The organism is Pseudomonas sp. GM21, from assembly GCF_000282215.1.
Classification (GTDB): domain Bacteria; phylum Pseudomonadota; class Gammaproteobacteria; order Pseudomonadales; family Pseudomonadaceae; genus Aquipseudomonas.
Map to the genome: position 1 here is coordinate 36,107 of NZ_AKJS01000038.1, position 14,927 is coordinate 51,033.

The window sequence follows — 14,927 nt, forward strand, 5'->3', positions numbered from 1 at the left end:
GGATTTGTACATCGTTTTCATAACAGTTCCGACCATTCTTTCGACGAAGGAAGTTTAATGATGAGCGAACTCGGTGGATTGATCCCATGCATCATCTCTGGTGGCTCAGGCTCGCGTCTTTGGCCCGTTTCACGGCAGAACATGCCCAAGCCCTTCATGCGCATGCGCGACGGCCAAAGCCTGCTGCAAAAGACCTTTGGCCGGGCCAGTCGCTTGCCCGCAGTGACCAGTATCCTGACGGTGACCAACCGTGAGTTGCTGTTCCGTACGCTGGACGATTACCGCAGCGTCAATACCGCGCGGCTGAGCCTCGACCTGCTGCTTGAACCCTTCGGTCGCAACACCGCCGCTGCCATCGCCGTTGCCGCATTGCATGTTCAAGAGCACTTGGGTGAGACCTCCCAGTTATTGGTAATGCCGGCAGACCACTTGATTCTTGACGAAGAAGCTTTTGCTGCAGCGGTAGAGAGTGCTCGGGTGCTGGCCGAGCAAGGTTTTCTCGTCACCTTCGGCATCCAGCCGGACAAGGCCGAAACCGGTTTTGGCTATATTGAGCAGGGCCAGGCGCTGAGGCAGGGATTTCGCGTTGCACGCTTCGTCGAAAAGCCCGACTTGGACACCGCTCAAGACTATGTCGATGGCGGCAGGCACTTGTGGAACGCCGGCATGTTCTGCTTCCGCGTCGATACGCTGCTTCAGGAACTGGCCTTGCATGCACCCGAGGTCCTGGCAGCCGCCAAGGCCAGCCTGGAAAACGGCTCGACGCTGGATAACAAGAGTTGCCGACAACGCGAACTCGCGGCGGACAACTTCGCCCTCGCCCCGGATATCTCGATCGATGTCGCGCTGATGGAGCGATCCGAACGGGTGGCAGTGGTGCCGTGTGATATCGGCTGGAGCGACATCGGCTCCTGGGACGCATTGCGCCAACTTACCCCGAATGACGAATCCGGCAATCAGGTCAATGGCGAGGCAGTCCTGCATGACGTTCACAATTGCTACATTGACTCGCCCAAGCGCGTGCTCGGTGCAGTGGGCATCAAAAACCTGATTATCGTCGACACCCCCGATGCAATCCTGGTGGCGGATGCATCTCGCACCCAGGACGTGCGCTACATCGTGCAAGAGCTCAAACGCCAGAACCACAGTGCGTTCAGCCTGCATCGCACGGTGACCCGGCCGTGGGGGATGTACACCGTGCTTGAGGAAAGCGCGCGTTACAAAATCAAGCGCATCGTGGTCAAGCCCCAAGAGTCGCTGTCCCTGCAAATGCACCACCACCGCAGCGAGCACTGGATTGTCGTCAGTGGCACAGCAATGATCACCAATGGCGATCGAGAGGTCCTGCTCAACAGCAACGAGTCCACGTATATCCCGGCGGGACATCGCCATCGCCTGAGCAACCCTGGAATCATTGATCTGGTGATGATCGAGGTACAAAGCGGCGAGTACCTGGGCGAGGACGATATCGTGCGTTTCGATGACATCTATGGGCGCGCCCCTGCGAAGGTGATCCCTTGACCCGACTCGCGCTGATCATTCCGACCCGCAATGCCGTGGAGCACCTTGATCGGTTGTTGCCGGCGCTGAAAGCCCAGACCCTGCAACCGGACACGGTGCTGGTCGTCGACAGCAGCTCTACGGATGCCACCGTCAGCCGTTTTCAGGCGTTCGGCGCTCAGGTACACGTGATTGCCGCCAAGGACTTTAACCATGGTGGAACACGTCGTTGGGCCAGCCAGCAGGTCGACGCCGATGCAATGATTCTGATGACCCAGGATGCCATTCCCGCGACGCCGCAAACCTTTGCCAATCTGTACGAAGAGTTGCATCAAGACCCGCGAAACGGGGTCGCTTACGGCCGTCAGTTGCCCCACCCCGGCGCCGGCGTGCTTGAGGCTCAATCACGGCAGTTCAATTACACCCGCCAGAGCCGTAGTAAAAGCCTGGCCGATGCACCTGAACTGGGGATCAAGACGTGTTTCAGTTCGGATTCATTTTCGATCTATCGCCGCAGCGCCCTGGAAGCCGTCGGCGGTTTCCCGATGGATGTGATCGGCAGCGAAGACGCCCATGTCGCTGCGCGCATGATCCTTAATGGCTATCAGGTGCGCTACGCCGCCAGTGCCTGCGTCCAACACTCGCACAACTACAGCCTGCTGCAAGAGTTTCGCCGCTATTTCGATATCGGCGTGTTCTACGGCCGTGAACGCTGGATCAGGGATGCCTTCGGTGCTGCCGGTGGCGAAGGCAAGCGTTATGTACTGGCCGAAATACAGGCCCTGCGTGAAGCCGGCGCGTTGCACCGGGTACCGGAAGTACTGCTGCGCAGCACGCTGAAACTGCTGGGTTATCGCCTTGGTCATTACGAACAGCATCTGCCGACCCCCCTCAAGCGGCGTCTGGGCATGTTTTCCAACTACTGGGTGTGAGCTGTCAATGACGACTACTAACCGACGTTCCCGGCTTTATCTATTGAGCCTCCTGAGCGCCTCAGTCTGGCTTGGTGGCTGCACGACGCCTGCGCATGTCGCGCTTCCCGACAGCGATACGCTCAAGGCTCGCCATCAGATGGCGTTTACCCTGGCCGACCTGCCTCCGGCACAGGTGCTGATCCAGACTGGCGACTCCCTTCGCATCGTGCGCGATGCGCAGGAAGCGGCCAGTGCCGATGAAATGACGATGTTCGTGGTGCGCCCCGACGGGTTTATTTCGATGCCCAACATCGGCCGGATCAAGGCATCGCAGCGCACCCCCGAAGACCTCGGCAAGGACATCACCGATCGCTACAAAAACGTCTTCCGCGAGCCTGCGGTGACGGTAAACATCGCCATTGCCCCGAGCAATCGGGTGTTCATTGGTGGCGCCGTGGCCAACCCGTCGTTTTTCAACCTGGCCGGCACCGTGTCCGTCGAACAGGCCCTTCTCAGCTCCGGCGGCGTGCTGCCGTCGGCCGACAGCTCCAACGTTGCCTTGCTCAGAACCGGTGCCAACGGCAAGTACACCATGTACTTCGTCGACCTGAGCAGCATGCTCAGCGACCCCAACCATCCGATGGTGACCTTGCAACGCGGCGACATGATCTACGTGCCCCAGTCGAAGATCGGCAGCACGGTTGAAGCGGTGGACATGTACTTCACCAAGCTGTTTCCGGTCAACAAGGGGATTGGTGTCGGTTTCAATTACGACCTCAATCAGCAGGACGTAAAGGTACAAGACACAAACCAAGTCTCTAGTAACCCAGGCGGCGGCTAAGTATCACTCGTTCATATTCCCGGCCAGTACGTTTTCACCGCACCCTAAACGGAGTGATCCTGTGATTGAAATACGCTCGCTACGCGACCTGTTAAGGCTGTTTTTCATTTTTCGCCGCGAGTTCAAGCTGGCGGTCCTTACTACCATTGTGGTTGCCGTGCTGGGCGCGTTCCTGCTGCCGGCCCGCTTCGAGTCCGATGCGCGCTTGCTGGTCAAGCCAGGGCGTGAGAGCACCACCGTGCCGATCGAGGCCGGCAACCGCCAGACCCTGGTCGCGCCAAGCACTCAGCACGACCCGATCGTCGACGAAGAGAAGATGCTCACCGGCCGGCCCGTCGTGCACATCGTCGCTGAGCGCTACCTGCAAATGACCTCCACCCCCGAAGAGGGTTTTTGGGCAACCCTCAAGTTCTACACCAAGCAAGGCATCGGTGCCGTCATCGACGGCGTTCGCAGCGTGCTGCAGATTGTCGGTCTGGCCGAGGCGCAAAGTCCTCTCGACCGTTTGGCCACCCGACTGGAAAAGAACTTCTCGGCCAGCCACGAAGCGGGCTCCTCGGTGATCGAAGTCAGCTTCACTTGGGATGATCCGCTGATCGCACAAAAAGTGGTGGAGATCTGGGTCGACGCCTACCTTGAAGAGCGCGCTCGGGTGCTGGGCCGTAAAAGCCTCTATGCCTTTTATGAAACGGAAGGCAACAAGGTTGCCGGGCAGATTCAGAGTCTCAAGCAACAGCTGCAGGGGCGTCTGAAACAGATCGATTCGATCAGCGTCGATGCACGCCTGAAAAACCTCACCAGCCAGATCGACCGTCTCACGGATGCACGGGTCAACGCACAGAATCAGTTGTCCGGTATCAGCAGCTTCCTCATCAACGCCCGCCTGCAACTCAAGGACCAGCCTGCAGAAGTCGTGACCACCCGCGAGACCAGTCTCAACCCGACCCAGCTCGACCTCAAGCGCCAACTCAATACCCTGCAAGTGGAGCGTGCCCGCCTGCTGCGCACCTACTTGCCGAATGCTCCGGCGGTCAAACAAATAGATCAGAACATCGTCGACCTGCGAGACTTGAGTGCTCAGGAAGAAACCCGTCTGGAGCGATCCAGAAACCTCGCGCCCAACGGCCTGGTGACCAACGTCAAGCAACAGGTGATCGATGCCCAACTGCAGCAACAAAAACTGATCGGGCAAATCGCCGATTACGACAAAATCCTCGAAGCCCTGCGCACCGAACGCGGTCGGGTCATGACCGATGAGCCTGAGCTCAACCGCCTCACCCAACAACTGCGCACCGCAGAAAAAAGCTACGCCCTTTATTCGGATAACCTTGAACAAGCGCGTATCGACCACGAACTGGACACCAGCCAGATCAGCAACATTGCACTGATCGAACACGCCACGTTTAACCCGGCGCGGGTATTCCCCAAGAGCCTGCTGATCCTGTTGTTTGCGATTCCCGCCGGCCTGGCGGTGGGCCTGCTGACAATTTATGTCTGCTACTTGCTGGACCAGCGCATCCACGACGGTGCACGCCTGCTGGAGCTTTTCCAGATCCCGCTGTGGAGCAGCGTGCCCGACAGCAACGATGCAACGCCGGCCGCAATGACGGCGAGTATCTATCGACTCTACGGCCTGTTGCCCATGGATCGCATCGAGCGTGAAGGCCTGGCGCTGGGCCTGACCTCGGCGCGCGACGGTGAAGGGGTGAGTTTCATCATCTGGCAATTGCGCCTTCTGCTGGAAGAACGCGGCCATCGAGTCAAGGTCAACGGAGCCGGCCCAGCCCTCCCCGGCGAAGTACTGCTGCTTGATGCTTCGTCACTGTCGTCAAACCGGGACGCATTCCTGCTCCTGCGCCGCGCCGACCTGATTGCGCTGGTGATCGAGGCACGCACCAGCACCGTGCCGATGATCCAAAATGCCCTGTCATTGCTCACTACCGCGTTTGGCAAAGTCGATGGGGTGATCCTCAATCGCCGCCGTTTTGAAGTGCCAGCCACAGTGCTCCTGCGTCTCAATCATTGGCGCGGAGCAAACTGATGCGTATCGTGCTGCTGGCCCCACTGCCGCCGGAGCAAACCGGCATTGCCGACTATGCCGCGCATTTCAGCAACGCACTGCGCCGTCTGGGCATCGAGGTGCTGACTCCGCTGGCAGGCTGTTACGACTTGACGCAGCAACTGTCACGCCTGAAGGCGGTCGACTGGCGCGACGTAGACCTGGTGCACGCCGAACTCGGCGGTGGTCGCTTCGGTGAGTTTCAGGCTCTGGATTACCTGCGCCGGGAGCAGCCGCAAATCCCCCTGACGGCCACTGTGCATGATCCTGAGCGGCTGATCTGGCGGCGTGCCCGACTATTCTGGCCGTTGACCCTGCTCGAACGGCTGCCTCATCCAATGCCGCAGGCCGCCTCATTGCTCGCCGACCCGCTGACCCTGCATGAAGAACGGCGCCTGGCCAAAAGCATGAGCCGGCTCGTCACCCTCACTCGCTTGGGTGGGGACCGTCTGCGCCAACGCATGGGACTGCGGGCGGAGCAATCTGCGGTGATCGCCCATGGCAACCTGCCGATTGTCCCTATCGAGCTGCCAGCGCTGGAACCGCTGCGTCTGTTGTATTTCGGCTTCATCTACCGGGGCAAAGGTATCGAAGACCTGATCGAGGCGTTCGCCCAAACACTCGCAGCCCACCCGCAACGCCGGGGCCACGTGCGGCTGACACTGGCCGGTGGCACCGCGCCGGAGATGACCTTCGACCCCGCAGGCAATTACCTGGACGGCTTGCGGCAACGGATTCGCGACTTGCAACTTGACGATGCTGTTGACTGGCAACTGGACCTGCCCTCCAGTGACATTGCCAGCACTATCCAGGCCCATCATGTAATGGTGTTGCCCTACCGCGAATCGAAAAAACTCGGTTGGCTGGGACAGATGCGCGGCACCAGCGGCGCGCTGTCCTGGGCGAATGCCTGCGGTCGCGGCGTCATTACCTCCAACGCCCGAGCCTTCGCCGAAGAAGTCGCTGGCGGCAACGGTGTCACCTACCAGCAAGGCGATGTCGCTTCGCTGAGCAACTGCCTGACACGCTTGGTGCTCGAACCCGAACTGGCGCGACAGTGGGCGATGCAGGCCCGCGAAACAGGGCTACAACGTGAGTGGTCGGCCACTGCGCAGCGGTTTGGCGATCTGTTCAAGTCTGCGTGCGAGGAGCGATCACGATGAATATTCGCAGCTCCTCCTCCCGCCCTCGCCGACTGCTGCGCGCGCTACCCGTCGTTGCCGCGCTGGCCATCGGCAGCACGCTGATGCTCCGCGAGCCGGCCGACGCCGCACCGATCAACCTCGCGCCCACGCATACGCTGGTGTGGAAAGACTACTTGGGCGTGAATGCACACTTTTTATGGTTTACCCCATCGCAGTACAAAAAGCAGATCAGCGCCTACCAGAAACTCGGCCTGGAATGGGTGCGCGTGGATCTGCATTGGGACCGCCTGGAACCCCGCGAAAACGACTATCAACTGAACACCCTGGACGAGCTGGATAAAACGCTCACGGCGTCGAAGCTCAAGTCAGTGTTCTATATGGTCGGCTCGGCGCCCTTCATTACCACGGCTCCCGTCGGGGCACCGTTTCAGGATCAGTACCCGCCAAAGGACCCGCAGGTCTATGCCCAGCGCATGGCCATGCTAGCCCAACGCTACCCGAACATTGATGCCTGGCAGGTCTGGAACGAGCAGAACCTGCCGAACAACTGGCGCCCGCAGGTCGAAGCCACCGGCTACGGTCAATTGCTGCTTGCAACCCATCAGGCGCTGGACAAAGCCGCCCCCGGCAAGACCCAAGTGATGGGTGGCATGGCCTACTACAGCCAGATGCCACCCCGTGGCGACACATTGATGTTCGAAGCGCTTGGCAAATTGGGCGTGCAAAGCCTCGGTATGGTGGCGGCCTATCACCCCTATTCAGAAACGCCGGAAACCGACGAGCCGGGCAAGAACGAAGTGCTGCTACGCGGCAAGCAACTCAATGACATGCTGCACAACGCCGGGCTGAAGAACGTCTGGGCTACCGAGTGGGGCTGGTCGAGTTATGCCGGGCCCAAGGAGATGCAGGCGCTGATCGGTGTCGACGGTCAAGCGGACTACACCCTGCGTCGCCTCGCACTGATGAGTACCCAGGACTATCAGCGAATCTTTCTCTTCGCGCTTTCCGACCTCGATGATCGAGCTTCGCCCCGTGATCAGCATTACGGTCTGCTCGACCTCGATGGCGAACCAAAACCGGTGTACCGGGCATTGGCACGCTTCTTGGAGATTACTGGACCAAGCCTCAAACCGGGCCAGACCCCGCACCTGGAGGGTGCACCCGATGCACTTTACAGCGTGGCCTGGGCGCGGGAGGACGGGAAGCGTCTGTTGATGTTCTGGAGTGCCAAAGCGGGCACCGTAAAGCTGCCCCAGATTCAACAGGCTGAGCTTTACGACCCACTGAACGGGACCCGGGACACTCTCAACACAGCGGACGGCATTCACCCCCAGGTGAAACCGACCCTGCAGATTCTGGTGTGGTAAATAACCCTGACTGGAGCGCCATAATTGAAGATCCTCTGGATTGTGCCCTACCTGCCCTGGCCTCTGACCAGCGGCGGAAAGACCCGGCAATATCACTTATTGCGCACCTTGAGCGAACGGGGTCACCAGATTACCTTGCTGGTGCAATCGAAGACCGAAGCCGACGCCGCTGTTTGTGCGGCACTCGAACCTTTGGTGGAACGGATGATCGTGATTCCACGACGCCCGCTCAAGCACCCGATGACCTTGTTCGCCGGGTTGCTGGCGCCCTGGCCACTGTTGACCACTGTCAATGGGTTGTCGCGCCCCTTGCGCCAATGCTTCGGTGAACTGTTGCGAGAATCCTGGGATGTGATACAGATCGAGCACAGTTACAGCTTGCAGCCGTACCTTAAACCGCTGATGCACACGTCACGGGATTTCGTCCTCACCGAGCACAACCTCGAGTCCAGCCTGGGTGGCGCCACTTACGACCGCTTCCCGCGTTGGGCCTCGCCGTTCGTGCGTTTCGATCAATGGCGCTGCCGACAGTGGGAACGCAAAGCCTTCAATGCCGCCCGACAGGTGGTGGCCGTGACGGAAACCGACGCGCACGCCATGCGCGAGCTGACCTCGACACCGGTTGAAGTCGTGGTCAACGGTGTCGACAGTCGCAGCTATGCAAACGTAGTAGCCGCCCCAAATAGCCAGCGCATCTTGTTCGTTGGCAACTACGAATACGCCCCCAACCTGGACGCCGTCCAATGGATGCTCGACGAGATATTTCCTCTCATCTGGAAAGCCTGTCCTGAGGCACGTCTGGCGGTGGTCGGGTACGCGTTACCGGACACCTGGTCCGAACGCTGGCCCGACGCCCGCATTGAATGGATCGGCTTCGCTCCGGACCTGCCTGCATTGCAAGAGCAATGCGCGCTGTTCATCGCGGCGCTGCGCCACGGTGGCGGGTCCAAGCTCAAAGTGCTTGAGGCGATGGCCGCCGGCTTGCCATTGGTCAGCACCGGACAAGGTGCATCCGGGTTAGCGATCAATCCCGACGAACACTATCTGTTCGGTGAAAACGCTCAGGCCCTGGCCGACGCGGTGGTCCGACTGCTCGGTGAACCGCTTCTCGCCGCACGTCTGTCCGACGCGGCGCGTCGTTATGCGCGCACTCATCATGACTGGTCGGTGGCCGGCGACGAACTGGAACAGATCTACCGGAAATTGCCATCGACAGAGGAGAAACGAGCATGCGTGTAGCCTTGGATTATCGCGCCGCCACGGTGGCTCCCTCTTCGGGCATTGCACGGCAAGTCAAAGCCCTCGAACAAGCGCTTTGTGCGCGTGACGACACGCAATTGGTGCTGTTCAGCGAGGCTCCGCTGGACCACCCGCAACGTCTGACGGCGGCCTGCCCTGACTGGCAGAGCCCGATGGAGGGCTTGCAGCGTCCGCAGGTACGACTGCGATTCGAACGCAGTTTTCTGCCGGCAGCCATCCGCCAACACACGATCGACCTGTATATCGCCACCGCCAATATGGGCTTGCCGATTGGCCAAAAACCGGCCGGTACACGTTATGTGCTGGTTCTGCATGACCTGTTCCAGCTGACTCAGCGCAACTTCCACCGCTCGCGGCTCAAGGCCCTGGCTTATCGGCTGATCGATTCAGCCTCGATTGCCTGGTCGATCTGGATCGCCGACGAAGTCTGGTGCCCGTCACGCTTTTCATGCAACGAAGCCGCCAGGTTGTTTCCTTGGGCCAAACCGAAATTTCGGGTACTGAACAATCTGGTTCCCGAATACCAGGACGCTCCAGGTCAATTGCCGAGCGGATTGCCTGAGCGCTATTGGCTGGCGGTCGGGACCCGTGAACCGCGCAAGAACATGGCATTTTTCGTCGAAAACTGGCACGCCTGTCGCCTGGAGAATCCACAGGTGCCGGAGTTAGTGCTGGTCGGTCACGCCAGTGACCTGCCACCAGCCCTGAACGAACTGCCGGGGCTGCATTGGGTCAACGGCGTGAGTGATGCCCAACTGCACGCGCTCTACCTCAACGCCGATTGCCTCTGGCAACCCTCGTACGCAGAAGGCTTCGGCTTGCCAGTGATCGAGGCCCTGAGCGCCGGTACTCCCGTGGCGGTAGCCAGAGGCTCGGCACTGGAAGAAGTGGCACCGCCCTCAGCGCGGCGCTTCGACGCCGGGGATCGCGATCAGCTGAAGACCGCATTGATTGATCAGGCACAGGACGAATCCACCACCGATCCTCAAACGCTACGCGACTGGGCCCGGCAATTCGCCGAGCCGGCCTATCGTCAGCGCCTGGATACCTTACTCGCAGCGTTGTACCACTGATGCCGCCAGGAAAAATCATCGGGCTGCTACTGGGCCTGGTCTTTGGTGTACTGCTCTGGGCGCTGCCGCCCATGAAAGTGATCTTCGTGGTGATCGGCCTCGCGGTGACGCTCACGCTGGTGCGCAAACCCCTATGGGGTTTACTGATCTTTGCGGTGTTGGCCACCAGCATTCCTTACACCACCCTGGAGTTGGGTATTCGCACCACGGTCAGTGAAGCGGTGCTGGGGCTGACCTGGCTCGGGGTCTTCTGGCAGTCGTTCATCGGCCAGACCCGCAACCTGCTGCTGTGGCGTCCGACCGAACGGGCCATGGCCTGGTTGATGCTATTCAGCATCATTCCCTTCATCGCGGGGATGATCATCATCCACGCCGACGGCAATGGCCCGGTGAACTGGGTGCGCTGGCTGATGAACCTGTCCCTGCTGTTCATGGTGCCCTTGCTGCTGCGCAGCGATGCCGATCGCGACAAGCTAGTGATTGCTTTGCTGCTGGGCAATTTGGCGATGCTGCTGCTATCGGTCTTCATGTTCATCAAGACCCGTAACGCAATGTCGATGATCCCGATTCTTACCGACCTCAAATATGCGCACCCGGAGGCGGTGCAAGACATCTTTTCTGCCAACTACCAGCGCATGGCCTCGCCCTGGGTCCACCCCAACCTCACCGGCGGCGTGCTGGTGTTGTTCATTCCCATGGCGCTGTTGTATGGCTGGACGCAATCAGGTTTTCGCCGTGCATTGGGCCTGGCAGTGGCGATACTCGGTTGCGCTGGATTGCTGTTGAGTATTTCTCGCGGGGCGATTCTCGCGCTGGCGCTGGTGCTGCTCTGGCTGACCTACAAGCGCGTGCCCTACAGCGGGCGAATCATCGGCATCGGCGCAGCGTTCGCGGTGGCGTTGGTGATGTTTTACCCCCCGCTGCAGGAACGCTTGATGACGATTTTCTCGGCGACCAATGCCAGTACCGAAATACGTTTCGACGAATACTCGAAATTCCCCGACGCGATGGCCCGCTTTCCCCTGGGCATTGGCTTCAAGCTCGACCCGCCCATCCCGGGCAGCGGTCTGCCGGGCATTTCCAACCTGTGGCTGAACTTCATCTACAAGATCGGCATCCCCGGCATGCTGCTGTTTGTCACCGTTACCGTGCTCTGGTGGCGTGAAGTCCGACCGGTGACCGACGTACGTCAGGTCACCCGGGAAAACGCCCTGTGGCTGGGCTGCATCGCCGGTTTACTGGCCGCACTGCTGACGGGACTGTTCGACCATTACTTCAGTTTTACCTTCGTCCTGATCGGTCTGTTCTGGCTGTTGATGGGCCTGAGCTTGCAACAGGTCCGCCTGCGTCCCTCGATCATTCATCCCTTTACGCCCAAGGAAAGCCCAGTATGAGACATCGCATTTTTCACTCTACTGACCTGCCCGACCGCTTGCCATCATTGGCCGTTGAGCTGGGCACCAGCCACGAAGACCTGAACGCGGCCTTTGCCTCGGGCATGACCCGCGATGTGTTTTTCGTCGAGGGCGATGGCGAGCAGGCGCGCTACAGCATCTGTTCGGTGAACATCGAAGCGAGCATTGAAGACCCTCTGGTACGGCGCCTGTACCAACGCTTGAGCCAGGACATTCCGGGCACGCTGGTGCCGCGTTACGGCAAAAACTGGATCACCCTCAAAGATCGCTGTTTGCGGGCCTGGGAGCACGCCTACAACATTCTGATCAACAAGATCCCCAGTCATCACGTGCGCTTGGCCTGGTTGCGTCTGGGCGGGGCGAAAATCGGCAAGGGGTCGAGCATCTGGCGCAACACCGAAGTGTTGGGTGTCGAAAACCTGGTGATGGGCGTGGACAGCGTGATTGCCTGGCATTGCCAGGTCGATGCCCGTGCCGGCTTGATCATCGGCGACCATGTGGCGATTGCCTCCCATGTGCTGATTATCGCCGGCAGCCATGACCTGACGGCGCCAGAGTTCTGGTCCGTGTCCGGTCCGATCTACATCGATGACTATGCCTGGATCGCCACGCGGGCGCTGATCGCTCACAGCACCCACATCGGACGCGGCGCAGTGGTCACCGCCAATACCTTGGTGGCGAAGAACATTGCCCCTTACAAAATCGTTGGCGGTAGCGGAGCCAAACCCATGGGTGAACGTCCCCAAAACTTGAATTACAAGGTGGGTGGCAAAGGCCTGTTCACCCTGTTTCATTAAATGTTTGGCAGCACCGTGTGGCTTACCCTGGCAACCCTCGCGGGGCTGGTAGCCGGCTTTGCCCGCGAATGGCTGCTGGTCGCCGCTTGGGGTGCGGGCAATCGCAGTGACGCGTTTCTGGTGGCGGTATTTATTCCGGAAGCCTTACGCATGACCCTGGCGGCCGGCCTGTTGGCTGCTGCGGCCCTGCCCCTCTACCAACAACGCAATGAGACGTTCCAGCGCAGCTGGCTCGCCGGTCTGACTCCGCGCCTGCTGGGTGTCGGGCTTGGACTCTATGCGCTGCTCGCGCTGGGTGCCCCCCTTTGGGTCCGGCTGATCGGCCCGGGGCTGGACAGTGATGCCCAGGCTGAAGCGGCTGCCAATTTGCGTTGGTTGGCAGCCTGCGTGCCGGGGCTGCTGCTGCATGCGTTGTTCAGCATTCCGCTGCAAGCCCGGCAACGGTTTGTCCTGCCGGGGTTGGGCTCATTGCTGTTCAACCTGCCACCTGTGATTTATTTGTTTTGGCGAGGCTCTGCCAGTCTCAGCGCCGAACTGTCGATGGCGCTCTTTGCCGGTAGCCTGCTGATGTGCGTGCCCCTGCTGCCGCCGATCTGGCAATCCGGATGGCGCCCGTGGCACCTGCGCGGCGAAGCGCACGTCGGACGCGAATTACTCGGGCGCATTGGTCCGCTTCTGCTCAGCAACGTGGCGAGTCAAGGTCTGGCCTTGCTGGAACGTCTGGTCGCCAGCTACCTGGGGGAAGGTGTGGTGACCTGGGTCAACCTGGCGCGCAAGTTGATCAACCTGCCGCTGATTGCCCTGATGAGCCTGAACCAAGTGTTGTTGGGCTTGATGAGCGGCAAACAGGGCGAACAGCGCCTAACCTTGCTGCGCCGAGGTTTGGACGCGGCGACGTTGCTGAGTCTGCCCGCTGCTCTGGGATTGGTCGGAGCCAGCCCGGCGCTGATTCAACTGCTGCTGCCAGCCCAGAGCATAGAGGGTCCGCTACCGGCGTTACTGGGATGGTTTGCCGCGCCGCTGGTATTTGGCGCCTGGAATGCCATGCTCGCGCGCTACGCCTACGCCGCTGGCGACACCCGAATGCCGTTGCACTGCGAGCTGCTCGGCAGCCTGCTCAACGCGATCCTGCTGGCCAGTTTACCGGTGCTGTTCGGGCTGAAGGCCATCCCGCTGGCGGCGTTGGGGGGTGTGATCCTGACGAATCTGTTGCTGATGCAACGCCAACAACTGCTCGCACTTCTCGGCTGGCCGATTCGCTGGGGCCTGAGCGTGGTCTTGCTGGGCCTGGCGGCGGTGTTTTTACATCCGCTGCTTAATACGTGGTTGCAGCTTGGGCTCAGCACCGTCGCCGGGTTGTTATTGCTCTGCGCTTTGGGGATTTGGCTCAGGCCGTGGAAAGGATGAGCCGGTGCGTGCGCCCAAGCTTGGCGCACGTATCCAGATAATCAGTGACGGCCTCTTCAAAGGCTGCTCGAAGCTCCCTTGCCGACTCGCAGTGAAAGCCAACGACATTCTTGATACCCGCGATGTGTCCGACGAACAATCCGGGTGACTCTCGCCGAGGTTGTAGGCAAAATCCGAGACTTGCGTAAGAGGGTAAGCTTGCTCTGCTTTTGGGCAAGTTACCTCCTTGTTGGTCATATCTACGTCGGGATACTCTCCAGACGTCGCTGCACATTCAGCGATCGGGCGTGAGACCCCGGGTACCAATCAAGGCGCAAAGCGCCACAGAACCCATCGCGGTGTTTTTTTCGCCTGCGATACGGTTTTATGGCGGCTGTGCGTGGAAGGCCTTCGGGCCTACCGGTTACCTTGATTGCCGGGTCTCACACCACGCACGGCTGCCACCCAAGCTTTTGAGACGGCTAAGTGGCAGTTCCTCAAATCAAGGGAACTGAAAATGAACAAAGTAAATCCGTCTAAAAATCATCCTTTCGCTCACCGCTATTCTGCACAACATAACCTCCCGCTTCGTCGCCTTCACCTGTGCATCAATGGAGGTGGAAAATGACCGACCCTGCAGAAGCAAAAACAATCGGCTTCACCCCCATCTATTGCTCGGACAATGCAATGTTCCACGTCAGCGCGGGTGTGCCCATCAATGTTGCATTGGCACAGGCCTCGGACTTCCTGTTCCTGGCCAAGGCGCTCACTGAGGACGCAGCTTATGCAAAAGACACCGACCGTCATGCTTGGGCTGCACACTATTTGACGGCGATGGGAAAAGCGCTGATCGATGATGTGGTGAAGGCTGTTTCGCCACGACCTGTTTGGAAGAGTGAAAAGACAGCAGGTTAGTGGCTCGGCATTCTGAGTATTCGCACGAGTTATCAGGGGCCTCCAACTCTGGTTGAAAGCGCATCTGAAAATATCCTGAACGAAACGTCAGAAACGAAAAAGCCCCGTAACTTTTCAGTTACGGGGCTTTTTCTATGTAATGGCGGAGAGATAGGGATTCGAACCCTAGGTACCGGTGAAGGTACAACGGATTTCGAATCCGTCCCATTCGGCCACTCTGGCATCTCTCCAACGGCGCGCATCATAACAACACTT

The 14,927-nt window shown here is 59.7% G+C and carries 13 protein-coding genes and 1 tRNA gene; 13 read left to right on the forward strand and 1 reads right to left on the reverse strand.

Features of this window, described 5'->3' with window-relative positions:
* Nucleotides 1–60 precede the first annotated feature (60 nt).
* From PMI22_RS21955 to PMI22_RS21900, 13 genes are all read left to right on the forward strand, one after another.
* Nucleotides 61–1,521, forward strand: a complete 1,461-nt coding sequence (locus tag PMI22_RS21955) for a mannose-1-phosphate guanylyltransferase/mannose-6-phosphate isomerase (protein WP_033048935.1) — start codon at nucleotides 61–63, stop codon at nucleotides 1,519–1,521.
* Nucleotides 1,518–2,432: a glycosyltransferase family 2 protein gene (locus tag PMI22_RS21950; RefSeq protein WP_007944050.1), complete on the forward strand. Its 915-nt coding sequence runs from the start codon at nucleotides 1,518–1,520 to the stop codon at nucleotides 2,430–2,432. Before PMI22_RS21955 ends, PMI22_RS21950 begins: the two co-directional genes overlap by 4 nt.
* Nucleotides 2,433–2,439: 7 nt before the next feature.
* Nucleotides 2,440–3,255, forward strand: a complete 816-nt coding sequence (locus tag PMI22_RS21945) for a polysaccharide biosynthesis/export family protein (RefSeq protein WP_007944051.1) — start codon at nucleotides 2,440–2,442, stop codon at nucleotides 3,253–3,255.
* Nucleotides 3,256–3,316: 61 nt separating this feature from the next.
* Nucleotides 3,317–5,296: an exopolysaccharide transport family protein gene (locus PMI22_RS21940; protein WP_007944054.1), complete on the forward strand. Its 1,980-nt coding sequence runs from the start codon at nucleotides 3,317–3,319 to the stop codon at nucleotides 5,294–5,296.
* Nucleotides 5,296–6,477, forward strand: a complete 1,182-nt coding sequence (locus PMI22_RS21935; RefSeq protein WP_007944055.1) for a glycosyltransferase — start codon at nucleotides 5,296–5,298, stop codon at nucleotides 6,475–6,477. The genes PMI22_RS21940 and PMI22_RS21935 overlap by 1 nt, the downstream gene beginning before the upstream one ends.
* Entirely contained in the window at nucleotides 6,474–7,826 is a 1,353-nt protein-coding gene (locus PMI22_RS21930; protein WP_007944056.1) for a hypothetical protein, read from the forward strand. Before PMI22_RS21935 ends, PMI22_RS21930 begins: the two co-directional genes overlap by 4 nt.
* Before the next feature lie 24 nt (nucleotides 7,827–7,850).
* Nucleotides 7,851–9,065 carry a glycosyltransferase family 4 protein gene (locus tag PMI22_RS21925; protein ID WP_007944057.1) on the forward strand — a complete coding sequence of 405 codons (1,215 nt, stop codon included), beginning with the start codon at nucleotides 7,851–7,853 and terminating at the stop codon, nucleotides 9,063–9,065.
* A complete protein-coding gene (locus PMI22_RS21920) occupies nucleotides 9,056–10,159 on the forward strand; it encodes a glycosyltransferase family 4 protein (protein WP_007944059.1) in 1,104 nt (367 codons plus the stop codon). The genes PMI22_RS21925 and PMI22_RS21920 overlap by 10 nt, the downstream gene beginning before the upstream one ends.
* On the forward strand, nucleotides 10,159–11,553 hold the full coding sequence (locus PMI22_RS21915; RefSeq protein ID WP_007944061.1) for an O-antigen ligase family protein: 1,395 nt from the start codon (nucleotides 10,159–10,161) through the stop codon (nucleotides 11,551–11,553). Before PMI22_RS21920 ends, PMI22_RS21915 begins: the two co-directional genes overlap by 1 nt.
* Nucleotides 11,550–12,371 (forward strand): acyltransferase, encoded by an 822-nt coding sequence (locus PMI22_RS21910; protein ID WP_007944062.1) that lies wholly within the window; start codon nucleotides 11,550–11,552, stop codon nucleotides 12,369–12,371. Before PMI22_RS21915 ends, PMI22_RS21910 begins: the two co-directional genes overlap by 4 nt.
* Nucleotides 12,372–13,778, forward strand: coding sequence for a lipid II flippase MurJ (locus tag PMI22_RS21905; protein ID WP_007944063.1), 1,407 nt, complete (start codon nucleotides 12,372–12,374; stop codon nucleotides 13,776–13,778). It begins immediately after the preceding gene.
* Nucleotides 13,779–13,782: 4 nt separating this feature from the next.
* Nucleotides 13,783–13,926 (forward strand): hypothetical protein, encoded by a 144-nt coding sequence (locus PMI22_RS32440; protein WP_157214409.1) that lies wholly within the window; start codon nucleotides 13,783–13,785, stop codon nucleotides 13,924–13,926.
* Nucleotides 13,927–14,381: 455 nt separating this feature from the next.
* Entirely contained in the window at nucleotides 14,382–14,672 is a 291-nt protein-coding gene (locus tag PMI22_RS21900) for a DUF3077 domain-containing protein (protein ID WP_007944065.1), read from the forward strand.
* Nucleotides 14,673–14,812: 140 nt separating this feature from the next.
* On the opposite strand, the gene PMI22_RS21895 is transcribed toward PMI22_RS21900, so the two are convergent.
* A tRNA-Ser gene (locus PMI22_RS21895) sits at nucleotides 14,813–14,902 on the reverse strand.
* Nucleotides 14,903–14,927: the final 25 nt, after the last annotated feature.

Bases quoted from the DNA above. Each gene is read 5' to 3' on its own strand.
- PMI22_RS21935 (WP_007944055.1), top strand. From the start codon at position 5,296: ATGCGTATCGTGCTGCTGGCCCCACTGCCGCCGGAGCAAACCGGCATT.
- PMI22_RS21905 (WP_007944063.1), top strand. From the start codon at position 12,372: ATGTTTGGCAGCACCGTGTGGCTTACCCTGGCAACCCTCGCGGGGCTG.
- PMI22_RS21915 (WP_007944061.1), top strand. From the start codon at position 10,159: ATGCCGCCAGGAAAAATCATCGGGCTGCTACTGGGCCTGGTCTTTGGT.
- PMI22_RS21920 (WP_007944059.1), top strand. From the start codon at position 9,056: ATGCGTGTAGCCTTGGATTATCGCGCCGCCACGGTGGCTCCCTCTTCG.
- PMI22_RS21955 (WP_033048935.1), top strand. From the start codon at position 61: ATGAGCGAACTCGGTGGATTGATCCCATGCATCATCTCTGGTGGCTCA.
- PMI22_RS21910 (WP_007944062.1), top strand. From the start codon at position 11,550: ATGAGACATCGCATTTTTCACTCTACTGACCTGCCCGACCGCTTGCCA.
- PMI22_RS21945 (WP_007944051.1), top strand. From the start codon at position 2,440: ATGACGACTACTAACCGACGTTCCCGGCTTTATCTATTGAGCCTCCTG.
- PMI22_RS21930 (WP_007944056.1), top strand. From the start codon at position 6,474: ATGAATATTCGCAGCTCCTCCTCCCGCCCTCGCCGACTGCTGCGCGCG.
- PMI22_RS21900 (WP_007944065.1), top strand. From the start codon at position 14,382: ATGACCGACCCTGCAGAAGCAAAAACAATCGGCTTCACCCCCATCTAT.